25 protein-coding genes and 1 pseudogene are annotated in these 23,263 nt (G+C 65.2%); 13 read left to right on the top strand and 13 right to left on the bottom strand.

Annotated elements, in window-relative coordinates; genetic code table 11:
* Positions 1 to 273 (top strand): annotated as a pseudogene (locus P8R42_27540) (4Fe-4S dicluster domain-containing protein).
* Positions 274 to 1,173: 900 nt separating this feature from the next.
* Positions 1,174 to 2,865 (top strand): glycosyltransferase family 39 protein, encoded by a 1,692-nt coding sequence (locus tag P8R42_27535; protein MDG2308348.1) that lies wholly within the window; start codon positions 1,174 to 1,176, stop codon positions 2,863 to 2,865.
* 1 nt (position 2,866) lies between these two features.
* Here the strand turns inward: P8R42_27535 and P8R42_27530 are convergent, their stop codons facing one another.
* On the bottom strand, positions 2,867 to 3,448 hold the full coding sequence (locus P8R42_27530; GenBank protein ID MDG2308347.1) for a CDP-alcohol phosphatidyltransferase family protein: 582 nt from the start codon (positions 3,446 to 3,448) through the stop codon (positions 2,867 to 2,869).
* Positions 3,449 to 3,502: 54 nt separating this feature from the next.
* Between P8R42_27530 and P8R42_27525 the strand changes: the two genes are divergently transcribed.
* Positions 3,503 to 4,747: a tetratricopeptide repeat protein gene (locus tag P8R42_27525; protein ID MDG2308346.1), complete on the top strand. Its 1,245-nt coding sequence runs from the start codon at positions 3,503 to 3,505 to the stop codon at positions 4,745 to 4,747.
* A gap of 27 nt (positions 4,748 to 4,774) precedes the next feature.
* Entirely contained in the window at positions 4,775 to 6,130 is a 1,356-nt protein-coding gene (gene nhaA / locus P8R42_27520) for a Na+/H+ antiporter NhaA (protein MDG2308345.1), read from the top strand.
* Positions 6,131 to 6,140: 10 nt separating this feature from the next.
* On the opposite strand, the gene P8R42_27515 is transcribed toward nhaA, so the two are convergent.
* Together P8R42_27515 and P8R42_27510 are read right to left on the bottom strand one after the other, a co-directional pair.
* Positions 6,141 to 6,890 (bottom strand): LytTR family DNA-binding domain-containing protein, encoded by a 750-nt coding sequence (locus P8R42_27515; protein ID MDG2308344.1) that lies wholly within the window; start codon positions 6,888 to 6,890, stop codon positions 6,141 to 6,143.
* 3 nt (positions 6,891 to 6,893) lie between these two features.
* Positions 6,894 to 8,027: a histidine kinase gene (locus tag P8R42_27510; GenBank protein MDG2308343.1), complete on the bottom strand. Its 1,134-nt coding sequence runs from the start codon at positions 8,025 to 8,027 to the stop codon at positions 6,894 to 6,896.
* 196 nt (positions 8,028 to 8,223) lie between these two features.
* Here P8R42_27510 and murF point away from each other — a divergent pair, with 196 nt between their 5' ends.
* Positions 8,224 to 9,612, top strand: coding sequence for a UDP-N-acetylmuramoyl-tripeptide--D-alanyl-D-alanine ligase (murF, locus tag P8R42_27505; GenBank protein ID MDG2308342.1), 1,389 nt, complete (start codon positions 8,224 to 8,226; stop codon positions 9,610 to 9,612).
* Here the strand turns inward: murF and P8R42_27500 are convergent.
* On the bottom strand, positions 9,599 to 10,417 hold the full coding sequence (locus P8R42_27500; GenBank protein MDG2308341.1) for an undecaprenyl-diphosphate phosphatase: 819 nt from the start codon (positions 10,415 to 10,417) through the stop codon (positions 9,599 to 9,601). The two genes, murF and P8R42_27500, sit on opposite strands and share 14 nt — an antisense overlap.
* A gap of 59 nt (positions 10,418 to 10,476) precedes the next feature.
* Here P8R42_27500 and P8R42_27495 point away from each other — a divergent pair, with 59 nt between their 5' ends.
* From P8R42_27495 to metG, 5 genes are read left to right on the top strand one after another with little or no spacing between them, the layout of a single operon-like run.
* Positions 10,477 to 10,977, top strand: a complete 501-nt coding sequence (locus P8R42_27495) for a cytochrome c maturation protein CcmE (protein MDG2308340.1) — start codon at positions 10,477 to 10,479, stop codon at positions 10,975 to 10,977.
* Positions 10,978 to 11,001: 24 nt separating this feature from the next.
* The gene (locus P8R42_27490; GenBank protein MDG2308339.1) at positions 11,002 to 12,993 is read left to right on the top strand and encodes a heme lyase CcmF/NrfE family subunit; all 1,992 of its coding nucleotides are present in this window, start codon (positions 11,002 to 11,004) and stop codon (positions 12,991 to 12,993) included.
* The gene (locus tag P8R42_27485) at positions 12,990 to 13,490 is read left to right on the top strand and encodes a cytochrome c-type biogenesis protein CcmH (GenBank protein ID MDG2308338.1); all 501 of its coding nucleotides are present in this window, start codon (positions 12,990 to 12,992) and stop codon (positions 13,488 to 13,490) included. The genes P8R42_27490 and P8R42_27485 overlap by 4 nt, the downstream gene beginning before the upstream one ends.
* On the top strand, positions 13,490 to 13,915 hold the full coding sequence (locus P8R42_27480; protein ID MDG2308337.1) for a hypothetical protein: 426 nt from the start codon (positions 13,490 to 13,492) through the stop codon (positions 13,913 to 13,915). The genes P8R42_27485 and P8R42_27480 overlap by 1 nt, the downstream gene beginning before the upstream one ends.
* A gap of 11 nt (positions 13,916 to 13,926) precedes the next feature.
* A complete protein-coding gene (gene metG / locus P8R42_27475; GenBank protein ID MDG2308336.1) occupies positions 13,927 to 14,283 on the top strand; it encodes a methionine--tRNA ligase subunit beta in 357 nt (118 codons plus the stop codon).
* 19 nt (positions 14,284 to 14,302) lie between these two features.
* On the opposite strand, the gene P8R42_27470 is transcribed toward metG, so the two are convergent.
* From P8R42_27470 to P8R42_27445, 6 genes are read right to left on the bottom strand one after another with little or no spacing between them, the layout of a single operon-like run.
* Positions 14,303 to 15,169, bottom strand: coding sequence for a bile acid:sodium symporter (locus tag P8R42_27470; GenBank protein MDG2308335.1), 867 nt, complete (start codon positions 15,167 to 15,169; stop codon positions 14,303 to 14,305).
* A gap of 9 nt (positions 15,170 to 15,178) precedes the next feature.
* Positions 15,179 to 16,561 carry an MBOAT family O-acyltransferase gene (locus P8R42_27465; protein MDG2308334.1) on the bottom strand — a complete coding sequence of 461 codons (1,383 nt, stop codon included), beginning with the start codon at positions 16,559 to 16,561 and terminating at the stop codon, positions 15,179 to 15,181.
* Position 16,562: 1 nt separating this feature from the next.
* Entirely contained in the window at positions 16,563 to 17,651 is a 1,089-nt protein-coding gene (locus P8R42_27460) for a hypothetical protein (GenBank protein MDG2308333.1), read from the bottom strand.
* Between the two features lie 49 nt (positions 17,652 to 17,700).
* On the bottom strand, positions 17,701 to 17,916 hold the full coding sequence (locus P8R42_27455) for a hypothetical protein (protein ID MDG2308332.1): 216 nt from the start codon (positions 17,914 to 17,916) through the stop codon (positions 17,701 to 17,703).
* On the bottom strand, positions 17,913 to 18,314 hold the full coding sequence (locus P8R42_27450) for a hypothetical protein (protein MDG2308331.1): 402 nt from the start codon (positions 18,312 to 18,314) through the stop codon (positions 17,913 to 17,915). Before P8R42_27450 ends, P8R42_27455 begins: the two co-directional genes overlap by 4 nt.
* A 14-nt stretch (positions 18,315 to 18,328) precedes the next feature.
* Positions 18,329 to 19,402 carry a Zn-dependent alcohol dehydrogenase gene (locus P8R42_27445; protein MDG2308330.1) on the bottom strand — a complete coding sequence of 358 codons (1,074 nt, stop codon included), beginning with the start codon at positions 19,400 to 19,402 and terminating at the stop codon, positions 18,329 to 18,331.
* Positions 19,403 to 19,521: 119 nt separating this feature from the next.
* Between P8R42_27445 and P8R42_27440 the strand changes: the two genes are divergently transcribed.
* A complete protein-coding gene (locus P8R42_27440; protein MDG2308329.1) occupies positions 19,522 to 19,800 on the top strand; it encodes a VOC family protein in 279 nt (92 codons plus the stop codon).
* Positions 19,801 to 19,898: 98 nt separating this feature from the next.
* Positions 19,899 to 20,459 (top strand): carboxymuconolactone decarboxylase family protein, encoded by a 561-nt coding sequence (locus P8R42_27435; protein MDG2308328.1) that lies wholly within the window; start codon positions 19,899 to 19,901, stop codon positions 20,457 to 20,459.
* A gap of 157 nt (positions 20,460 to 20,616) precedes the next feature.
* Here P8R42_27435 and P8R42_27430 read toward each other — a convergent pair whose 3' ends face one another.
* The 3 genes from P8R42_27430 to P8R42_27420 all read right to left on the bottom strand — a co-directional run bounded on the left by P8R42_27430 (position 20,617) and on the right by P8R42_27420 (position 22,223).
* Entirely contained in the window at positions 20,617 to 20,973 is a 357-nt protein-coding gene (locus P8R42_27430) for a hypothetical protein (GenBank protein ID MDG2308327.1), read from the bottom strand.
* A 152-nt stretch (positions 20,974 to 21,125) separates the two neighbouring features.
* Complete coding sequence (locus P8R42_27425; GenBank protein MDG2308326.1) at positions 21,126 to 21,728, bottom strand: heme-binding beta-barrel domain-containing protein; 603 nt, start codon at positions 21,726 to 21,728, stop codon at positions 21,126 to 21,128.
* A gap of 102 nt (positions 21,729 to 21,830) precedes the next feature.
* A complete protein-coding gene (locus P8R42_27420) occupies positions 21,831 to 22,223 on the bottom strand; it encodes a hypothetical protein (GenBank protein ID MDG2308325.1) in 393 nt (130 codons plus the stop codon).
* A 591-nt stretch (positions 22,224 to 22,814) separates the two neighbouring features.
* On the opposite strand from P8R42_27420, the gene P8R42_27415 reads away from it, so the two are divergent.
* Positions 22,815 to 23,252, top strand: coding sequence for a nuclear transport factor 2 family protein (locus tag P8R42_27415; GenBank protein MDG2308324.1), 438 nt, complete (start codon positions 22,815 to 22,817; stop codon positions 23,250 to 23,252).
* Positions 23,253 to 23,263 lie beyond the last annotated feature (11 nt).

Below are 23,263 nucleotides of genomic sequence, written 5' to 3'. Positions count from 1 at the left end.
ATGGCCACCTTCATCACCGACGAATGCATCAACTGCGGCGCCTGCGAGCCGGAGTGCCCCAACACCGCGATCTACCAGGGGGGCGTCGAGTTCGACGGGCTGGACGGGGCCAAATACGGCGCGATTTCGGACGACTTTTTCTACATCGTCCCGGACAAGTGCACGGAATGCGTGGGCTTCTTCGCCGCGGAGGCCTGCGCGGCCGTCTGCCCGGTCGATTGCTGCGTGCCCGACCCGAAGATCCCCGAGACCGAGGCCGTCCTGTTGGAGCGCGCCAAGCAGATCCATCCCGAGGAGACCTTCCCCGAGGATTTCCCGTCGCGCTTCAAGGAGGCCCCGCCGGCCCCCGAGGGTGCGGAGCCCGCGGGGGATGCGCCGGGCGCAGCAGCAGCCGGAGCAACCGCGCCGGCCGCGGGTGCGGTATTCGCCGCGATGAGCCCCGAGGATGCCCTCGTCGCCAGCGTCCCCGCACTCCAGGACTGGGAAGTGCCGCTCGACTGCTTTCGCTGCAGCGGGCAGTTCGAGGTTCCATTCCAGTTCATCAAGCCCGGCACCGTTCTCCACTGCCCACATTGCGGCGGTTCGTTCGTACCGAACACGACGATGTATCAGGCAATCACGGGTCGCGTGACGCGCTTCTACGACGCGTGGACCGCCGAGCTCGGCAAGATCCGGAAGCGCCGCCAAGACGAGCTAGACCTCTTCGAAGAGAAGCTTCGGACCGGGCTCGATGGGCTGAAAGCCGAGATGCGCGGCGGCGGCGGGTCCGAGCTAGCCGGCGCGCCGCAGCGAGACCGGGGCATGTTCGGCTGATCCAGAGCGGCACCCCGACGCATCGGATTCTCCCCTTGGCGTGGCGGTCGTGATAGCGTCGCCGCGATGGTCCTGGACGAGCCCAGGTTCGGAGAGCGACTGCGGAAGGTACTCGAACCGTTCGGGGCGAGCTTCAGCGGTTCGCTCGGGCGCGGAGACCTCGTCATCCCCGAACACGAGATCGAACGTCTCGTGCGCGAGATCCTCGGAGCGTCGCGGCGGAAGAACAAGACGACGTGTCGCTGCATCAGCTCTTCCAGTTCCTCTCCGAGACCCGGCGTCCCGGGTCCGTGCAGGACCAGGACGAGCGCCTCCGCGCACGCTTTCGCATTCGAGATCGCCGGAGCTGAGGCCGCCTGAATGAAGCGCACCCTGGTCGTGCTGGCGGGCGGGGCTGCGGTCCTCGTACTCGCCGGCCTCACGAATCTTCTCGGCATCGCCGAGCTCCCGTTCTACACCAAGGGTGAACCCCGCGAGGCCGTGGTGGTCTGGGAGATGGCGCACGACGGCGGGCTCGTCCTCCCGATGCGCAACGGCGACGAAGTGCCTTCGAAGCCGCCCCTCTTCCACTGGCTCGGACTCGCGAGTTCGAGCGCACTCGGCCAGGTGAACGAGCTCTCGACCCGGCTCCCGTCGGTGGTTCTCGCGGTCGCGATGACGCTCGCCGTGTTCGCCTTCGCCGCGAACGCGAGCCGTATTCGCTGTGGATGGCTCGCCGCGATCGCGCTCACGTTCAGCTTCGAGTGGCTCCGCGCCGCGCGTACGGCACGCGTCGACATGACGTTCTCCGTCTTCTTCGCCGGCGCGCTACTCCTCTACGCGGTCATGGATCGATCCGGGGTGACACGCACGAGATCGGTCGCGTTCTACGCGGCACTTGCCGCCGCAACGCTTACCAAAGGACCAATCGGCCTGCTTCTCCCCATCCTCATCATCCTCGTTTACGCTGCCACGTCCCCCACGTCGGCCACGTCGGTCGATCCCGAACAGACGACGACGCGAGTGGGCAACGTCCGGCAGACGGTGCGTGACCTGCACATGATCCCTGGTGTCGGCGCCGTCTTCGTCGTCACAGGCCTCTGGTACGCCGCCGCATGGACGACCGGGGGCGACGCGTTCATCGAGACGCACGCGCTGCGCGAGAACGTCTTCCGGGTCCTCGATGCAGACCGGTTCGGCTCAGGCCATTCGCACGGGCCGTTCTACCTGTTCGGCCAGTTCTTCCTGGGCGCGTTTCCGTGGAGCCTTAGCCTGCCCGCCGTCGCCTGGTGGCTTTGGCGCGGAAAACCGCTCGACGACACGCAGCGCTTTCTCGTCGTCTGGTTTCTCGTCGTCTTCGCGTTTTTCCTCCTTCCGGATTCCAAGCGCGGGGTTTATCTGCTCCCGGCCTACCCTGCGGCCGCGTTGCTGTTCGGCCTGGTGCTGGGCCCCGGGCCGGAGGGTGATGCCCAACGGAGACTCGCGTCGTGGGGCTGGCTCATCGGCTGCCTCGTGCTCGGCATCGTCGGGGTGACGGGCCTCGTCGTTGCGAGCGGACTACCCATCGATTCCCTCGTACTGCCACGGCTCCGACCGCACGAAGCCGTCGAAGTCGCCGCATCCTTCTCGGTCCTCCGGTCTCAGGCGCTCCTCACCGCAATCGTCAGCGGGACGGTCCTGATCACGAGCGCGTTGGCCGCGGCCAACGCACCCGGCGCGCACTGGCTTCGCGCGAGTGTACCGCTCGTCGTCGCGCTGGCTCTTACATTCGGCGGTCTCGTCGCGCCCGTCGAACGCGCGATCGCGAACGTGCGGACCCTCTCCCCGTTTCTGCCCCGGGTAAACGAGATCGTCGGAGACGAGCTGCTCGCCTTCGACCAAGGGAGCTTCGACTACGGAGCGCTGTTCTACGCCGAACGTCGAATCCCGCGCGACGATGCGTCCCGGGCAGACGCGACGTATCTGCTCACGTTCGAGCGGCGCGATGGCCGGGTACCCGACGGCCAGGTCGTGTTGCGAAGCGAAGGCACCGGCGCGCGCGGCCGCGCCCGCCTCCTACTGGTTCGTCGCTAGGCTAGTTGCGCCCAGCGAACCAGCGTAAGCCGATCGGGGCGACGTTGATCAGCGCGACCAACTCGCTCGCCCGAATCAACGAGAGGGGGATTTCGAGCGCAACGAACCCCGCGCCGACGAAGACGGCGCCGTAGTTCAGCACGCCCGCGACGTGCCCCGTCGCATCGGCCCAACCGCGCGACGAGGTCGGCGCCTCCCCGGAGCTCCGGCGCCCACCCCAGACGCGCGCCAATGCGAGGAGCGAGAGAGCCGCGGCAATCGGCAGCGCCACAGACAGCACGCCGGCCCACGCGAGCGCCGTGAGCCCCGTGAGGACGAAAACCGCGTCGCAGACGACGTCGAGGACCGCGCCCCGGTCCGACCCCTGGCCGAGGCGCCGAGCGAGCCGCCCATCCAGGAAGTCCGTCGCGGCGGCGAGGCCGGACACCACGAAGGCTCCCGTGGGTGCCCAGAACAGGAGCACCGCAAACAGCGGCCCGAGCACCAGTCGCGACCCGGTCAGCAGGTCGGGCAGAACCGACCGGGAATCGAACCCGTCTCCGGGGCACCGGGGCGCGCCCGGGGCGCTGACTCCGCGAGCCATGGAAGACCCCTACGTCTTCTCGATCGAAGCGACAAACCTGCTACTTTCGCGCAGATGTCCATCAAGTTCTGTCCGGAATGCGGAACCGCCGTCGAACCCGGCGCCGGCTTCTGCGGCTCGTGCGGCCAGCCCGTCGGAAAATCGTCGGGCGGCTCGAATCCCCTCCCCCTCGCCGGGATCATCACCTTGGTGGCCCTGCTCGCGCTTGGTGGTGGCTTCTGGCTGTACTTCCGTTTGGCACCGGAACAGGCCCGCCCCCTGAAGCCGGGCGAGCGGGCTCCCGGCGTGATGGCGAACGCTCCCGCCGGGGCACCTGGCGGGGTGCCCGGCCAGAATCACCCACCGCTCGAGCTCCCGGACGACATCAAGACCTACATGGCCGACCTACAGCGTGAGGCCGACAAGACCCCCGACGACAAGGAGAAGTGGACGACGCTGGCCGGCGTCTACTACCGCGCCTCGCGCCTGGACAAGAGCTACACCGCAAAGGCAAACGACGCGTTCGAACACCTCATTTCCGTCGACGAGAAGGACCTCGATGGCCTCCGCGGGCTCGGAAACCTGGCCTACGATCGCCAGGACCGAGAAAGCGCCATCAAGTACTACGAGCGCTATCTCGCCGCCTCCCCGGCGGACTCCGAAGTGCGGACCGACCTCGGGACGATTTACTACCAGAGCGAGCAACCCGACCGCGCGATCGCCGAGTACGAGCGCGTCATCGCAACGAGCCCGACGTTCTACCAGGCCCACTTCAACCTCGCGGTCGTCTACGACGCGAACGGAGACCGCGCGGCATCCCACGCCGCGCTCGAGAATGCGCGCGATCGGTCGACCGACGATGCCGTGAAACAGCGCATCGGTGACCTCCTCGAGATCGCGCAGGACCAGAACCTATCCCTCACCGATGCCGCCGCGGCGCTCGGGAGCCAAGCTGGGGCCGGCGGCACCGCGCCGGGTGCTGCACCCGGCACGGCGCCGCCGCAGGGCCAAGCTGCGGCCGCACCCGCCGACACCTTCGAAGACGCCGTCGAGCAGCTCTTCCGCGGACACCGGATCGCCGGGCCGAAGGTCGTCGACATCGAATGGCCGGACGCGACCACGGTACGGGTCCTCATGGCGAACTTCCCGATGGATCAGATGCCCGAAGTCATGAAGATCGGCTACATGGGGAAGATGTCCGACGGAGTGAAGGCAGCCCAGGAACGCTTCGACGTCGAAGGCCCCGTCAAAGTCGAGCTCGTCGACAAGCCCACCGGAAAGGTGATGGCGACGGTCGACCCGACCAGCGCTGAGCCGTAAGCCCGACCGTTTAGCCGGAGACCAACCATGTCCAACGCCCCTCAACTGAAGAGCAACCGCCCGATCGGCATCGTCGCGGACCCCATCCTGCGGTTCGCACAGCTAGAGAGCGCCGGCGCGATCCTGTTGCTCCTCATGACAGTGCTCGCGCTCGTCTGGGCGAACTCGCCCTGGGGCGAGTCATATCATCACCTGTGGAGCACCCCGGTGTCCTTCGGCTTCGGAGAAGCCGTCCTCTCGCTCCCCCTCGAAGCCTGGGTCAACGACGGGCTCATGGCGATCTTCTTCTTCACCGTCGGACTCGAGATCAAGCGAGAAATGGTGCTCGGCGAATTGTCCAAGCTGTCGCGCGCAATGTTGCCGGTCATGGGCGCGCTCGGTGGGATGATCGTTCCCGCGGGAATCTACGCCTCGATTCACCTGGGGGGGGCCGCCGCGAGCGGCTGGGGCGTTCCGATGGCGACGGACATCGCCTTTGCGGTCGCTGCTCTGGCCGTGCTCGGGAAACGCGTCCCTCCGCCGCTCAAGGTCTTCCTGCTCGCCCTCGCGATCGCCGACGACCTCGGAGCCGTGACCGTCATCGCCGTCTTCTACACGGAAACCATTTACATGAACGCGCTGTTCATTTCGTTCGGCCTTCTCGGACTCGTGTTCCTCATGAACGTTCTCGGCGTCCGCGCCTTCCCGGCCTACTGGCTCGTCGGCGCCTTCGTCTGGTTCTTCATGCACGAGTCCGGCGTGCACGCAACGATCGCCGGCGTGCTTCTCGGTATGCTCACACCGGCAACGTCACGTACGGAGCCGGGCGAGTCCTTCTCCGAGCGCATCGACTCGGTGGTCGACAAGTTCCGCGGCCTGGTGAACATGCCGGACGAGGAAGATTACGGCGGCCACAAGAAGGCGCACGTCGTCGACGACGTCATGGTGATGTACACGACCGCCCAGTCGCCCCTCGACTACCTGCTGCATCAGCTCGAGCGCTTCGTCGCGATCGTGATCATGCCGGTCTTCGCGCTGGCCAACGCCGGTGTCGTCTTCGACTCAAACGTCTTCGGCAACGAGATGAGCATGATGGTCGCGCTCGCTGTCGGGACGGGACTCTTAGTCGGCAAGCCGATCGGCATCACGCTCTTCGCCTGGCTCTCGGTCCGGCTCGGATTTGCCGTGCTGCCGACCGGAGTCAATTGGGCCGCCCTCGCGGGTACCGGGTTCCTCGCCGGGATCGGTTTCACGATGGCTCTGTTCGTGACGAACCTAGCGTTCACCGATCCCATCCTGGTGTCCGGCTCGAAGATCGGGATCTTCGCCGGCTCCCTGGTGTCCGCCACGATCGGCCTGATGATCCTCGGGAGGGCGCTCCCGAAGGCGGCGGCGAGCGACTGAACCGGGACGACTACCAGCCCAGGCGGGCGCGCAGCTCGCGGGCTTGCACGCGAGAGAGTTCTACCTGACTGGACTGCTCGTCCTTCATGACGAGACGGTAGCGACCGCCGAACCACCGCGCGATCTCCTTGACCTGCTCAAGGTTTACGAGGCGCGACTTGTGAGCACGAAAGAAGATCTCCGGATCGAGGCGCTCTTCGAGTTCACGCAAGGTGAAGTTGGTCATGTACGCGCGACCGTCGACGTGCGCGTAGACGAGGCGTGATTCGACGGCGAACCAGAGAATCTCGTCCACCGGCAGCACGAGAATCTTGCGCGCGGTGTGCACCGGGATCTGCTTCGCATACACCTTGTGGGGCTCGGCGAGGCGCGCCAGTGAAGCTGCGTCGGCGCGGGCCGCGCCTTCGTCGATACGCTGCCGAACCCGTTCGATCGCATCGGCGAGTCGCGATTGCGAGAACGGTTTCAGGAGATAATCAATCGCCTCGACCTCGAAGGCCTTGATCGCATACTCGTCGTAGGCAGTGGCAAAGATGACGTGGGGCGGATCCTTCAAACCACGAAGAACGCTGAAGCCATCACCGCCGGGCATCTGCACGTCGAGCAGAACGAGGTCGGGATTCTCCTTCTCGATCAACTCGATGGCTGTCGCGCCGTCTTCCGCCTCGGCGACGAGTTCGACATCCGACATCTTCGAGAGAAAGCCCTTCACGCGGTCGCGCGCAAGCTTCTCGTCATCGACGACGATCAACCGAACCATGGCTCAGTGTACCACAGTCGAACTCGAAATCTCGGACGACACGAGCGGAACCCGGAGGGTCACCACCGTCCCACTCCCCGACTCGCTATCGATCCTCGGCGCGTAGTCGTCGCCGAAGAGTTGAACGAGGCGGTTGTGCACGTTGCGCAGGCCAACGCCTCCCGCCGAATCGTGGGAGACCTTACCGACCATGCCGACACCGGTGTCGCGAACGACGACGCGAAGATCGTCGCCCTGCAGATCTGCCTCGATGCTCACGCGACCGCCGCCCACTTTCTGCGAAACGCCGTGTCGAACTGCATTCTCGACCAGCGGCTGCAGGATCAGGGTCGGAACGAAACGATGGCGCGCCTGGTCGGCGACGGAGAAGTCGACGACGAGCTTCGCACCGAAGCGCGCACGCTCGATGTCTAGATACGCGTCGACGATGGCCAACTCGTCGGACAAGGTCACGAACGACCGGTTCTCACTGCGCAGCAGGTACCGGAAGATCTCCGCCAGCCGCCCGACACATTCTTCAGCGCGATCGGGGTCAGACGAGATCAGCTGCGAGATCGAGTTCAGACTGTTGAACAAGAAGTGCGGATTGATCTGGGCTCGCAGCGCCTCGAGTTGGGCCAGAGCCGCCAATTCACGCGCCTGATGCTCGCGCTTCTCGAGCAGGAAGATCTGCCACCAGCTCTGGTTGAAGCCGACCACGACCAGGAGCGCCGCCGGAACAATCGGGAACGCAAAGTAGATGTACGGGCTCCAGGCGATGCTCGCTGCCGGGATGACGAGACTGACGTCTCCACCGAGGTACGGCGAGAACATCGACTTCCCCTCGGACAAGAACAGAAACCCGTTCACGATCAGAAAGGACGTGGCGGTCATCGCGATGAGAGCAATTACGGCCTGCATAACGAACCGCGCCGCTGGGGATCGCATCCGGATCTTCGGGAAAACGGTCTGCCATAGGGCCAGCGATACGACCCCGAACATCAAGCTGGTGGTGACCGATACGATCAGCGCAGAGCGGGAGCCGAGCAGGTACGACTGCAGTAATCCGAGCTGGAGTCCCACCGCGAGCGCGGTGCCGAAGACGAGCTTCGCTTGGCTGCCGATGCGGCTGCTGGGTTGATCGGGGGTCGTGGCCATTTGGATGAGTGGCAGTAAGGTGGAGAATTCGTACCTATCATTGCCACTGAGCCCAGAGCACCCGCCTGCGGCCCAACCTGGGCCGAACGGACGGGATCGCTCGCGATCGGATCCATGGTGGTCCCGAGGGGTAGAGGCCCAACGGCCGTCCCACCTCGACCGCCCTCCCTCCATGGGCTAGGAGCGTGACCCAGCCATGGATCTCAGCGCCGCCCAGATCGCGGAAGCATGTGCCGGGCGCCTCCTTTCGGGCGACCCCGACCGACGGTTCCACGAGATCTCCATCGACTCGCGCCGCGTCCCGCGCGACTCCCTGTTCGCGGCCCTTCCCGGCGCCCGGGTCGACGGCCACGACTTCGTCCCCAGCGTCTTCGAAACCGGCGCGGGCGGAGCTCTGGTCAACCGACCGGCGGGTGCGCCGGACGACGCCGTCCAGATCCAGGTCGAAGACACGACAAAAGCGCTGCAGGCCCTGGGTGCGTTGTGGCGCGACCGCCTTACGGGCACCGTGATCGGCGTCGCGGGCAGCAACGGCAAGACGACTACGAAAGAGACGCTCGCCGCAGTCTTCGCACGCGCCGGAACGACCTGGGCCACCCCCGGCAATGCGAATAGTCAGGTCGGCGCACCCCTCGCCCTCCTCGCGACGCCTCCCGACACGCAGTTCGTGATCCTCGAGTTGGGGACCAGCGAGCCCAGAGAGCTGGGCCGCCTCGCTCGCATGGCGCGACCGCATCACGCGATCATCACCGCCGCCTTCGCCGAACACCTCGAGTGGCTCGGAAGCGTCGCCGGAGTGATCTCCGCGGAGACCGAGATCCTCGACTCGCTTGCGCCGGACAGCCTCGCGCTCATCGGATCGGCGGAGCCGGATCTGGTGAAGGCCGCGCAGGAACGTGCGGGTCTGCGCATCTGCCCGCTCGGTCGGCGGCCCGAGGACACATGGCGCCTCAGCGATCTGCGCACCTCACGCAGCGGATCGCGGTTCCGACTCGCGGGGCCCGGCCACGAGCAACGCGAGTGGCATCTGCCTCTTCTCGGCGAGCCCGCCGCCTGGGCGGGCGCCTTCGCGGTCGCGATCGCCACCGAGCTCGGCATCTCGCCCGACGTGATCCAAGCCGGGCTCGAAGACGTACATCCCGCCGACCATCGCCTCGTACCCCTGCGCCACGCCTCCAAGCCGCTGCTCGTTCTGGACGACTGCTACAACTCGAACCCGGCTTCCTGCATCGCCGCGATCGACACCGCGGCCGCACTCGCGACGGGGTCCGGGCGGCTGATCCTGGTCGTCGGCGACATGCTCGAGTTGGGCGACGCGACCACCGCGTCCCACGAAGAAGTCGGTAGGGCCATCGGCAATCGCTCGACAGAAGTCGACGTCCTGATCGCCGTCGGACCGGAATCGAAACGCATCGCCGAAGTGGCCGCGGGCCACGGCGTCGACGCGCGGCACGTCGATGACGCCGCAGAAGCGACTCAGCTCGTGATCGAAGTTCTGGCGGACAGTGGGCCGGCTACGGTTCTCGCGAAAGCCTCGCGCGGCATCGGGCTCGACCGGATGGTCGACACCCTCATTCCGGGGTAGTGCCGGCGCCGGTGAGCGCGAAGAACACGAGTAACACCACCCCAAACACGATCCGGTACCAACCGAACGGACGCAGCGAGTTCGTTTGAACGAACTTCAAGAACGCCCGGATGACGAAGACGGAGCTGATGTAGGCGGTGGTCAGACCCACTGCCATCCCGAGCCCGAGCTCGTCGGCGAGGTGATCTCGAGCCTTGAAGATCGTGTAGAAGCAGGCCGCGTACATGGTCGGTAGGGCCAGGAAGAACGAGAACTCGGTCGACGCCGCCCTCGAGAGTCCCGCAACCAGCCCGGTCACGATCGTCGCGCCCGAGCGCGACACCCCCGGCATGAGGGCCAGACACTGGCCGAACCCGATGGCGAGCGCCTGAGCGAACGTCATCTTCTCCAATTCCTCGAGCCCTCCCCGGTCCCCCGGGCGGTCGATCAGGAGGATCAGCGCCCCTCCGGTCACCAGCATGGCCGCCACGAACTGCGGGTGGAACAAGTACTCCTCGATCATGTCGTGGAAGAGGAAGCCCACAGCAGCCGCCGGGACAAACGCGAGGCCCACCTTGAACAGGAAGGGGCGCCCCTCCGGTCGCAGGCCCAGATTGCCCGATAGGGCGAGAATACGGTCGCTCGTACACCAGGTGAGCGCCAACATGGCCCCAAGCTGGATGATGATCTCGAACTCAGAGGAGCCGTAGTGAAGGAAGTGACCTGCAATGATCAGATGGCCCGTCGAAGAGACGGGAACGAATTCCGTCAGACCTTCGAGAATGCCCAACAGAGCCGGTTTCCAGAGTTCGATCAGGTGGTCCATGGTGCCTCAGATCTCGATTGCGTCCCCATATGGCATCGGGTAGCGTTCAGGGAAAGCGTATGAACCGAAAGCAGAAGTTCGCACTCGGCTCGTTCGTGATCGTGGCTGCTGTCGCCACCCTCATCTACACCGCGGCGCGTGAAACGTCGGCGTACTTCCTCACCATGGACGAGTACGCTGCTCAATCGCGTGACCACGAGGGACATCAGCTTCGCCTTGCGGGACGAGTCACCGATGGCAGCGTGGAATGGAATCCGCGCACTCTGGATCTCGCTTTCGAGATCCAGTCGATCCCGCCTCGTGCGGACGCAGAAGAGGCCACGCCCGTGGCGGTGGTCGAGCCGGTCGAGATCCCGCCGACGCTCGTGGTGAAGTACAACGGAATCCTCCCCGACATGTTCGCCGAAGGCCGCGACGTCATCGTCGAAGGACAGGTCACGAACGAGGTCTTCGTTGCCGAAACTCTTCTCACGACGTGCCCGTCGAAGTACGAGGCGGAAGTCACCCCGGACGGGTACGGTGACGAGGCCGACGCATCCGGCCAACTCAGGAGCGGCTAACGCCGGCTCCGGGACGGGTCGAACATGAGTGAGATTGGACGCCTGGCCATCGTGCTGGGCTTCATCGTGGCCATCTGGGGCACGGCCGCAAGCATCCTGGGCGGCCTGCGCCGCGACCAGAAGCTGATCGCCAGTGGCACTCACGCGGCGTACGCCTTTTCGGCTCTGACCGGCATCGCCGTGATCGCCCTCCTCCAGCTTCTCCTGACCCGCGACTTCAACGTCGAATACGTCGCTTCCTACAGCTCGAGCACCTTGCCGCTTTGGTACACCATAGCGGCGCTGTGGGGCGGGATGAAGGGCTCGCTGCTCTGGTGGACCTTCATTCTCGCGGTCTGCAACGCCGTCGTGCAGGTTCAAAACCGGCGGAAGAACCGCGACCAGATGCCCTACGTCACCGCCACGATGCTGGTGACCGGCGGCTTCTTCCTGTCTCTGCTCGTGTTCGTCACCGATCCGTTCGAGCGGCTGCCGTTTACGCCGAGCGAAGGTTCGGACTTGAACCCGCTCCTGCAGAACTACTGGATGACGATCCACCCCCCGGCGCTGTACATCGGGTTCGTCACCACCACGGTGCCGTTCGCGTTTGCCGTCGCGGCCCTGGCCACCGGCAAGCTCGGAGCCGCCTGGATCCGCACGACCCGCCGCTGGGCGCTCTTCTCCTGGTTCTTCCTGAGCCTCGGGAACCTGTTCGGCGCGGCGTGGGCATACGTCGTCCTCGGCTGGGGCGGCTACTGGGCGTGGGATCCGGTCGAGAACGCGGCCTTGATGCCCTGGCTCACGGCGAGCGCCTACCTGCACTCGGTCATGATCCAGGAAAAGAAGGACATGCTGAAGGTCTGGAACATGGTGTTGGTGATCCTCACCTTCTCCCTGACCATCTTCGGCACGTTCCTCACGCGCTCCGGTGTCATCTCCTCGGTTCACTCCTTCACCCAATCGGGCCTGGGCCCCTTCTTCTTGATCTTCCTCGGCTTCATCCTCGTCGTGTCGCTCGGGCTGCTCTTGTGGCGGCTGCCGATGCTCAAGAGCAAGAACGAACTCGAGTCGGTCTTCTCGCGTGAGGCCGCCTTCCTCTTGAACAACCTCCTGTTCGTGGGAATTGCGTTCACGGTGTTCTGGGGTACCGTCTTCCCGGTCCTTTCCGAGTGGGTGCGCGGTGTGAAGATCACCGTCGGGCCACCGTTCTTCAACCAGGTGAACGCGCCGCTCGGACTCGCTCTCATATTCCTCATGGGCGTCGGCCCGGCCATCGCATGGCGGAGCGCGAGTTGGTCGAGTCTCAAGCGAGCCTTCGCGGGTCCCGTATTCGCCGGTGTCGCGACGGGCGTGATCGCGCTCGTGATGGGCGCCGGAAACTTCTACGCGATCGTCGCCTTCTCGATCGCGTCGTTCGCACTCGCCACCGTGTCCATCGAGTTCTGGAAGGGCATGCGCGTCCGCCAGGCGATGATGGGCGAGGCACCCTGGACGGCGCTCTCGCGATTAATCGGCAAGAACCACCGCCGCTACGGCGGCTACATCGTGCACGTCGCAATGGTCATGGTCTTCATCGGAATCGTCGCCTCGTCCGTCTTCAAGATCGAGAAGCAGATCGGGCTCGAGATCGGCCAGTCGGTCGAGGTCGGCGGATACGAAGTGCGCTTCGATGGCGTCGAAGACGAGAGCAGCGAACACGTGGAGATTCGCAAGGCGCGACTCGCGGTGTTCGATGACGGCGAGCAGCTCGGCTTCGTCTTCCCCGAGAAGCGCTTCTACAAGAAGCCCCAGCAGCCGACCACGGAAGTCGCGATCTGGTCCACTCTGGGAGGCGACCTCTACACCGTCCTCGGCACCTACGACGCCGAAACCAAGGTGGGCGTGTTCCAGATCTTCCTGAACCCGATGATCTCGTGGATGTGGATCGGCGGCTTCGTGCTGTTCCTCGGAACCATCGTCTGCATGTGGCCCTCGTACGCCGAGCGTACCGCGGAGGCGACCTCGCGGGTTCCCGCAGGATCGCGACCGGCTTCTTGAGAACCTGCGCACCAATCTGGGTCCTGGCGCTCCTGCTCTCCGCGATGGTCGGAACGTTCTTCGTTGCACCGGTACGCGCCGGGGTGCCGACCCAGAACGCGGTCGAGTCGAGCCTCACCTGTCAGTGCGGCTGCGGCCTCACCGTCCATTCCTGCAATCACGTGAATTGTGGCTCTGCGATCCCGCTCAAGAAAGAGATCGGGGAACAGATCGGTGAGGGCCGCGACCTTCCTGAGATCCTGAGCCACTTCGAAGAGAAATACGGCGAGGTGGTCCTGTCGGCTCCTACCATGCGGGGATTCAACCTCGCCGCGTGGGTGATGCCGTTCGTGGTCCTCGGTCTGGGAGGCCTCACGGTCGGTGTCGTGTTGTGGCGCTGGCGCGGTGCGACCCGCTCCGACCGCTCCGAGACGCCCCCCGTCACTCCCGCCCCATCCGACGCCGAGAGCAAGCTTCGCGAGCGCCTCGAGCGCGAGCTCCGGGACCGGGACGTCTGATGGTCATCACGAGCATCGGATTGTTGATCGCGGTGCTCTCGGCGATCTACATCGCTTGGCCCCTTCTCTCGCAAGCGGCGCCTACCGGCGTGATGGATGCGCTGCCCGAAGCGACAGCCCTCGAGAAACAGAAGGAAGCGGCGCTCGAAGCCATTCAAGAACTCGACTTCGATCTGCGGGTCGGCAAACTCTCTCAGGAAGACCACGCATCGCTACGAGCCGATCTCGAGAAACGCGCCCTCGACGCGATGAGCGCCCTCGACGACGCCCAAGAGGGCGACTCGACGATACATGCCGTCGACGGCGGCTGCTTCTGCCCCTCGTGCGGTAACCGATTCAAACGCGACGCACGCTTCTGCGTGAGCTGCGGCAAGAAGTTCCCCAAGGCGGGGAGCGGCCGTGGACGTCGCCGCGCCAACTCCTGATTGAGGAACCAATGAGCGACACCGAAGAGAAAACCGAATCTGAGCAGATCTCAATCGACGATTTCGGAAAGGTCGATCTTCGCATCGGCACAATCCGCAGCGCCGAACCGCATCCCAATGCGGACCGCCTGCTCGTGCTGAAGGTCGACATCGGAGAACCCGAAGAGCGCCAGCTCGTCGCAGGCATCCGCGACACGTACGACGTGCGGACTCTGGTGGGTCAGCAGATCGTCGTCGTGGCGAATCTGAAGCCGGCGAAGCTACGCGGCGTCGAGAGCTGCGGAATGCTGCTCGCAGGACGCGACGAGACGGGCCTCTCGGTGCTTGCACCCGGGAAGCGGCTCCTGCCCGGCACACGGGTCAGCTGAACAGCCCCGTCCCGTTCCCCTAGGTGTCGCCCCGCGTGCGACGTCGCCGGAGCAGCGACGCTCCAACGGCCAGTGGGTAGCCGACAGTCATATACGCCGCGCTGAAGAACGTCAGGTCCAGGCGGCCGAGCCCTGACATCGCGACGATCGCCGAGACCGCGATGTTCCTCGCCGAGAACTCGATCAGAAACGTGAAGCGATCGGCGGCATTCAGGCCCAGGAGCCGGGCGGTCGTCCATCCGATCGCCATCGCGCTGAGGGTCCACACCGCAGCGGCGACCAGCGCCGTCGCGCTCGCGGAGACCTGCACCTGCTCTTCCTCCGCTAGCGCGAATCCGACCGCAACGGTGATGACGATTGCCGCCATGCCGAACCGTTGCAGCCGGGGGCCGAGCCAATCCGCCCAATCGGGACGACGCGCGCGGATCCACATTCCCAGCGCGATGGGCGCGAGCAGCATGAAGAAGAGCTGGACGACCAAGGTCACGACAGGGATCTCGACCTCGGTCCCCGAGTCGAGAAAAACCTGCATACCCAGGGAGGCGATCGCCGGCAGAGTGACGACGGCCAGCACCGAGGCGATTGCCGTCAGCGTGACCGAAAGCGCGGGGTTCGCTCGCGCGACGGCCGTCAAGATGTTCGAGATGCCGGCGCCCGGAGCCACCGCGACCAGGACGGCGCCCGCACCGAAGACCGGATCCAGTTCGAAGACGGAGACCACGGCCCACGTCATGAGCGGTAGCAGGATCAACTGCGCGAGCGTGCCCCCGACGACCGCGCCCGGATTCTGCGCAACGCGACGGAAGTCGGCAACCGTGAGTTCGAGGCCCACGATGCTCATCAGCAGGAAGAGGACAATCGGTCCGCCGATCTGCGTAGCGTCCATCAATCGTCCTCAGAACTGAAAGTAGATGAAGGGCTCATACTCGTTCGCGGCCCAGGGGAGCAGGACTGCGACCAAGACTCCGTAGCCCAGGGCAAACACACCGGCCGGCAAGCGCGCAACCGGGGTTTCGAGCGGCCACCGCGACAACGCTGCGTGCACCAGCCCAAACGAGAGCAACACAACCCACCACCCCGACCAGACCGCGAAGCGCCCCGCGTCCCCTCCCGGGATCAGCCCGGACAGAAACACGCCCGCTGCAGGCAAATCCGCAGACCGGAAGATCACGAAGCCGCAGCTCACCACGAGCAACACGTACACGTGCCCGAGCAACGGCGGGAGACGCTTCAGGGGAACCAAGCGCTCGAGGGTCAAGAACACCCCGTGGTAGATGCCCCACACGACGAACGTCCAGGCAGCTCCGTGCCAGAGGCCGCACAGCAAGAAGACCGTGCAGAGATTGATCGCGAGGCGAACCGAGCCCGTACGGTTCCCACCCAGTGGGATGTACAGATAGTCGCGGAACCACGTCGTAAGCGTGATGTGCCAGCGGCGCCAGAATTCCTGGATGGTCTTCGCCAGGTACGGGAATCCAAAGTTCTCGGGGAGGTGGTACCCGACCATCGCAGCCGTCGCGATCGCCATGTCTGAATAGCCCGAGAAGTCACAGTAGATCTGCAGGCTGTAGAGCAACGATGACAGCCAGAGGCTCACCGTGTCGTAGGCGGCCGGGTTGGCAAAGACGGGATCGATCGCCGCGGCGATCTGATCGGCAATGCACGCCTTCTTCACGTAGCCGAGAAGGAAACGCATCAGTGGCGTCCGGAACCCGACGTCGGCGAGACGTCGCGTCTTTGCGAGCTGCGGCAGAAAGTCGATGGCGCGAACGATCGGGCCGGCGACGAGTTGCGGGAAGAAGGACACGAACAGCGCGAAGTCCGCGAGGGATCGCGTCGGCTGCAGCCGCCCCCGATAGACGTCCACCGTGTAGCTCAGCGTCTGGAAGGTGTAGAAGCTGATCCCGAGCGGCAACACGACCTCGAGCGCCTGAAGCGGCAGTCCTAGCCCGAGCCAGGACGTGAACTCCGCCGCAGAGGTCGCGAAGAAGTTGTAGTACTTGAAGAACCCGAGAATCCCGAGGTTCCCCACGAGACTGACGGCGAGGAGCCCGCGGCGTCTCGAGAGCTCGGTGCTCCGTTCGAGTCCGCGGCCGACGCTATAGTCGATCAGGGTCGACGCGACGATAAGCGACAGGAAGCGCCAATTCCAAGCCGCGTAGAAGGAGTAGCTCGCGGCCAGCAACCAGAGCTTGCGCGATCGATTGCCGGGCAGGAGCCAGTGGACGGCGAAGATCGCCAAGAAAAAAGCGGCGAAGCGGAACTCGGTGAAGACCATGCTAGTTGCGCTTCTTCGTCGGCTGGAGAATCAGCGGTGCGAGCTGCTCGGCGATCTTCTCGCTCATCATCCGCGCGCCTTCTTCGTTCATGTGCTCTCGATCGAATCGGTTGTCGGCGTCGAAGAGCTCCGGGTGAAGCAACGGGTTCTTCAGATCGATGAGATGGGGAATGACTCCTTCGCGGGCGAGTGCGGAAAAATCGGCGACCGGATACAGGAGCGGCGGTACGAGATACACCGGAGTGACCCCGCGGGAGTCGACGTAGCGCACCTGGTCCTCCAGAGAACCTCGATCGTAGCGTTCGAGCGCCGCTGCGGCGACCGGCGGGCCGGCCTCAGCCAGCTTCCGCAAACGCGCCACGGCCGCTTCGAACAACTGCGGATTCGACAGGAACTTGGCGCGCCGCCGAGCGCCCTTCGCGACATGTTCATCCAGCGGCTGGTAGCCCTGGAGCTGGCCCCAACCCAGAACCAAGCGCTCCCAGACCGGGTCCTCGCCGAAGTTGAACCGGTAGACTGTCGCGTAGTTGGACGAACGCATGAGGAAGAAGCGGAGTGCTCGCCAGGAGAGCTCCAGCCTTCTCCAGATCGACACGCCCTGACGCCAGATCGCCCGCAGCTCGAGCCACGTCGCACGGGCGTCGTGCCATTCGACGTAGCGCTCGGTGAAGTCATGGCGCGGTGCCAACTCCGGCTCCCAATCCGGGACCTCGATCACGAGAAAGCGAAGGCGCTCGGGTTTCGAATCGAGGACCTGCCGAATCAGCCAATCCGCCTCGAAGCTCCGCATCCCGGCGATGCCGAGGTTGAACGAACGAAACGGGTGCTTCGCCGTGGACACACGCTCGTCGATCACACTCGGGGACACGCCACGTTGCACCCGGCTCGATCCCACGAAGACCGCGTCGATGTCGTCCTTCTCCGCGAGGAACGCCTCGACTTGCGCGCGCAGCGTGGGGGCTTTCAGAGGCCCCTGGATGCTGCGCAGAACAACGGTCGTGCCGACGAAGGCAACCGCGGCCATGGCGACCAGTCCCAGGCGGCGCCGGGCCGCGCGCCGTGCATCACACGCAGCGGGGGCGGGACTCATGGCGGCCCATTCTAGCACGCGCCGACCCGTGGAGCAGACCCCGACACCGTCAAGACTTCGCGGCCGCGGGCTTGGGCGCGGAAGCGGCCTTCAGGTGCTTTAGGTTTCGTTTGAACAGAGGGTTGTCCGGCTCGAGGGCGAGCGTCTTCTCGACGGCCACCATCGCGGCAGCCCTATCGCCCATCAGAAAGGCCACGTTCGAGCGGTACTGATAGACGGGGCTGTAATCGGAAGCGGCCTGCTGCGCCTGATCGAGGAGCTTCATCGCTTCATCGCTTCGTCGTAGCGTCCCTTGCGGGCCGCGAGGCTCGTGTTTCGAGAGGGCTTCGCAGCAAGCCCGGTGTCCAGATCGTCGATCGCGCCGGACCCGGCCAATCGCCGCAGCGCCTTGCGCGACGGTTCGTAGCCCGCGCCGATCCGGCGATAGCTCTCGGCCGTCGCCCACGCCCACTTGAAGTGGCTCAGGTCGTCGTCGAACTCCAGGGGGCGATCGAAGCTCTCCTTGCCCACGGAAACGAACGGCTCGATGTCGGTGTAGGTCGCGACCCCAGGCGCACTGAAGGAGAGCGTCGCGGCAGCGAAGAGCAGGGCGACCAAAAGCGGCCGGCTGGAAGCGGCGGCCGAGGTCCTTGGGTGGGGCGGCGGGCCTCCCGCCCGCCCCACCCAAGGAACGATCCTCAGAATTCGATGACGGACCGGATCACCTCACCGGCCTGCATGGCGCGGAAGGCTTCGTTCACGTCGTCGATCTTGATGCGCCGGCTAATCATGCCCTCGAGATCGAGCTTGCCCTGACGCCAGAGGCGCAGGAGGCGATCGAAGTCGGTGCGGACGTTCGCGCTGCCGTACATCGAGCCCTTCAAGTTCTTCTCATTGAAGAAGAGCTCGAACGCGCTGAACTGCACCATCTCGGTCAGCTTGCCGACACCGACAATGACGGCCGTGCCGCCGCGACGAACCGAATCGAAGCTACCACGGATCGTGGCCGGGTTGCCGATGCACTCCAGAGCGTAGTCGAATCCCTCACCGCGCGTGATCTCCTGCTTGGCGCCCTCGAGATCCTCCGGCTTTACCGCGTGCGTCGCACCGAACTTCTTGGCCATCTCGAGCTTTGCGTCGATCATGTCGACGGCAACGATCTCCGCGGCGCCCGCGATGCGCGCACCCTGAATCGCCGAGATACCGACGCCGCCGGCGCCGAAGACAACGACCGAGGTTCCCGGCCGGATGTCCGCGGTGTTGATCGCCGCACCGACGCCCGTCATGACGCCACAACCGACGAGAGAGACGACGTCGAGCGGAATGTCGTCGTCCACCTTCACGGCGGCGGCTTCGGGGATGATCATCTCTTCGGCGAACGTGCCGCAGCCCGTGAAGCCCACTACCGGGTTTCCGTCGATGATGAAGTGCGGCGTGCTCGCCATCACGCCCATCATCTCGCAGAGATTCGACTCGCCGCGCAGACACGCGCGGCATTTCCGGCAGGCCGGAGTGAATGAGACGATGATGTGATCACCAGCCTTCAGGTCCGTTACGCCGTCGCCGACCTCCTGCACGATGCCCGCGCCCTCATGCCCGAGAACGCACGGCGTGCCGGAAGGGATCGTTCCGTTCTGGGCGGAAAGATCAGAATGACACACGCCGCTCGAAACGAGCTTTAGGTGGACATCGTCCTTGCCGAGCTCACCCAGCTCGACGTCGTCGCGGATCTCAAGATCCTTGTTCAGCTCCGTCAGAATTGCTGCTTTCATCGTGGCTCCTCGTGAAGGTTCGGTGGGTAACGGGCGGAGCAAAGCATAGGGGGCGAAGCGCGCAAAGGGTGGCTGGCCGGCTGGGCAAGGCGTGCTAGGACCCGGTCAGGGAAACCACAATGAGCCGCCATCTCGGCCAAATCCGACAGAACGACTGCGTCGTCCGCTACATCGAAGCCGCGATGAAGCACTGGGCGGAAGTGCTCGGCGGCGGGCCCTTCTTCTACATCGAGCGCGTCCCGGTGGAGGACTTCCGGTATCGCGGCGCGCAGTCCGACGTCGACATCAGCATCGCCCTTTCGAGCTCCGGCCCATTGCAGATCGAGCGGATCCAGCCGCGCAACGAGGCGCCGTCTCTGTGGAGCGACTTCCTCATGGCCGGGAACGAGGGCCTGTAGCACGTGGCTTACTGGACGGAGACGATGGACGCCGAGACCTGGGACGGCAGCGAGCCCATTGAGCACATCTAACCACTCGCACGACAGGAGGAACCATCATGCCACGCATCGACTATCCCAACCTCGACGAACTCCACCCGAAAGTCCGCGCGGCACTCGACGGGCTCCCGAAGCCGCTCAACATCTTCAAAATCTCGACGCTTGCCGAACGCAACTTCGAGCCCATGATGCGACTCGGAGGTACGATCCTCAGTCGCCAGCAACTCGCCGGCAACCTCCGTGAGCTCGCGATCCTGCGCGTGGCTCAGCTCTCGAGCGCCGAGTACGAATGGGTGCAGCACGTTCCGATCGCCGAGATGGTAGGCTGCACGAAGGAGCAGATCGCCGCCCTCGAGATTGGTGACGCGACGGCGTCCTGCTTCGAAGACAAGGAACGCGCGGTGCTCGCTTTCACCGACGAGGTCCTGAAGGACGTCCGCCCAACGGACGACGCTCTGACCGCGCTCAAGGCACACTGCCCCGACCGCGAAGTCATGGAGCTCACGATCGCGATTGGTTTCTACATGCTCATGGCGCGGATCATGGAAGTGTCCGGCATCGAGACCGAGGCACCGGTCGGCGATCAAATTGTTCGCGCCGCGAGCGACGGAACGAATTAGGCGTCAGGAGGCGAACTCTCATGCGCCGCCGTTTCAGTATTGAGGTCACGTCCACCGAAGAAGGCGCGCTCGGTGGGGTCGCGACTCGCATAGAAGTCACCGCCCACTTCGGTGACGCCGCGGACGGTTCCGCGGTGGGTTCGACCCCACACAGTGCCTACCACCGAGCCTGTGCCTGCTCCGCCACCTCGCGTACGCAGCGTCGGACTCGACGCGGCCCGAGATTCTGCAGCCGGACGGGAGCTACGGCGCGACGAGCGAGACCTTCGCCGTCACCTGCCCCATTCTGCAGACCTTCTACGAGGAGGTGGCTGCGAGCGGCGCGCAACCGGTGATCGTGCTCTTCCCGAACGGCCGCGACCTGCAGAACCGTCGGCGCGGGAAGCCCTCGCGCTACCTCGCGCTGAGGGAATGGCTCACTGAGGCCGGCCTCCGGTGGGTCGACGTTCAAGACGGGATCGACCGCTGGGCACCGAACGCGCTGAAGACCGCTCTGCCCGGTGGCCGCTGGCATCACTCCACACCGAGAGCGAATCGGATCGCAGCTCGGACCGTGCGCGACTTTGTCGTGTCGCAAGGATGGGTGCACAGAGCCCCGTGCAGAACGAAAACGGGGCGCCCACTTTCGTGAACGCCCCGTGTCCCCAATATCGCTGAGTCGTCGACTCAGATCTTCTGCAGCGAGTTCTCGTCGGTGTGATGCATCTCGGCACCACCGTGGGATGCCATCGCGAGGATCGTGTCCTCTTTGTACGAGTAGTTGCCACCCGAGAGATCGACTTCGAGGTTGTACCCGGTGCACTTCGCCGCACCATCGTAGAGGTACGAATTCGACAGGATACCGTTGGTCGGCGAACCCTGCTTCGCGGAAAGCTTGAAGCTCGTCGCGTCCGCGGCGGCCTTACCCTCGGCGACGATCGTCGTGGAACGCGGGACCATGAAGCAGCGATGCAGCGTGCCCGTGCTCGGCTCCCACAGCCAGTAGCCGACTTCCATGTGGAAGAAGTCGTCGGCGCCGATGCGCCAGGCCTTCATGCGGTAGTCGAGCGCGAACATCGACTGCTTCCCGTTGTCGACCGGACCGAAGGGATCGAACGTGATCTCTTCGCGGTAGAGGTTCTCGGTGTCCTTGTTCTCGCCGTAGGAGAACGAGAAGTCGCGGCCCTTGTCGCCGGCCCATTGTCCAGCGAGCTTGGCCAGGGGTCCCCAGCGCTCGTCTACATCGGTGAACGCGGCCATGTGGGCCGGCGGGCCAAACGTCGTTGCCATGGTGATTCCTCCCTCTTGGTCGGTTGCGGGTCGTGTTGGAGTTCCGAGTGGAACGTCTTGTTCCTAGCTAGAACGCGGGAGCGGTCAAGGCCGGCCAAGCGGCTACCAGCCGGCATCCCCGCTCGAGACGGGGCCACCCGCCGCGGTCCCGACCGTGGCCGCGGCCCGCCGGAGTGCCTGGGCGACCTCGCCGAGCACCTCGGCGTCGGTGGGCCCGTCCTTCACGAGCTTCCCTGCGAGCCGGAGAGCCGCGTCGATATGGGCCTCCGCCAGATACCCCGGGGCCTCCGGAAAGTCCGGGCGGAGCTTCAGAGCAGTGCCGTATGCCCGGAAAGCGCCGTCGAGAGCGCCCGTCTTTCGCAGGCAGTACCCACGAAGGTTGAAGGCGTCCGCATCGGTGGGATCGATTGAGAGCGCATGGTGGACGAGCCAAAGGGCCTCCTCGTATCGCCGCTCCCGGGCAGCCGCCTCCGCCTGGGCGAGGGAAGAGGCCACCTCCTTCGCCGGAGGCGACATCGCCCTCTTGCGCCCCCCAGGACATGGCACCGTGCCCGTCCCCACAGGCCAACGCTACGAAGAACACCGCCAGCACAACGCTATGCATGAGACGTTCGTCACATGTCTCGCACGGGTTGCAACTCGGACAGGCTAGCGCGGGCGCTCGATGCCCATCGCCTTCATGCGTGAAGCGAGAGTCGTCGGCTTCACCTCCAGCAGGACCGCGGCCCCTGCGGACCAGACACCCGCCACCGTGCCTCGGTCAGCGCCGCTAAAATCGCCCGCCGTTCGACCCGCCTGATCTCCGGGAACATCACGGGCCCCGGGCCCATAAGAAGGTACGACGCGTTGGGAGCCCTACCACCGGTGGACAACGCGGCGTCGAGACGCAGTTCTCCGTCCTCCGCGAGCAGAACGGCGCAGGCGAGGAACTCCAGCTGGGCATCCTTGTGGTCCCCGAGGGCGTGCTGGAACCAGCGCTCGGGCCGCCCCTGTTCCCGCCCTCAACCCTGGACGAAGCCGTGCCGGTCTACGCGTTCCTGCAGGAGCCTCTCTTGCTCGCGATCGTGGAGTAGGCGAAGGAGACGCATGGCCGAACTCCCGGGACCCGATTCGAAACACCCCGCCCGCCTCGCCGCCTGGCGCTCGATCGATGCGGTCGCGCACGGTGACAAGCAGGCGTGGGTCGACAATTTCGCCGACGATGCAATCGTGCAGGACCCGATCGGCAAGTCCGTGATCGATCCGACCGGCGAGGGCCACAAGGGCAAAGCTGCGATCGAGAAATTCTGGGACACGAACATCGCGCTGGGCCGACCGCTCTTCAATCTCCAGAGCTCGATCTGCTCCGGAAACGAATGCGCGAACGTCGGCACGCTCACCATCCAGTTCAAGGACGGCCTCGTGACCCAGCTCTTCGGCGTCTTCACCTATCGCGTGAACGACGCGGGGAAGGTCACCGCACTCCGCACCTACTGGGAGGCGGAGGACATGAAGGTCCATCCGGCTCCGGAGGATTGGAAGTAGGTCGAAAGGAT

The organism is Candidatus Binatia bacterium, from assembly GCA_029243485.1.
Taxonomy (GTDB): Bacteria; Desulfobacterota; Binatia; order UBA12015; family UBA12015; genus VGTG01.
The sequence above is the reverse complement of the archived record's forward strand: the minus strand, read 5'-3'. Positions and strand labels throughout refer to the sequence as shown.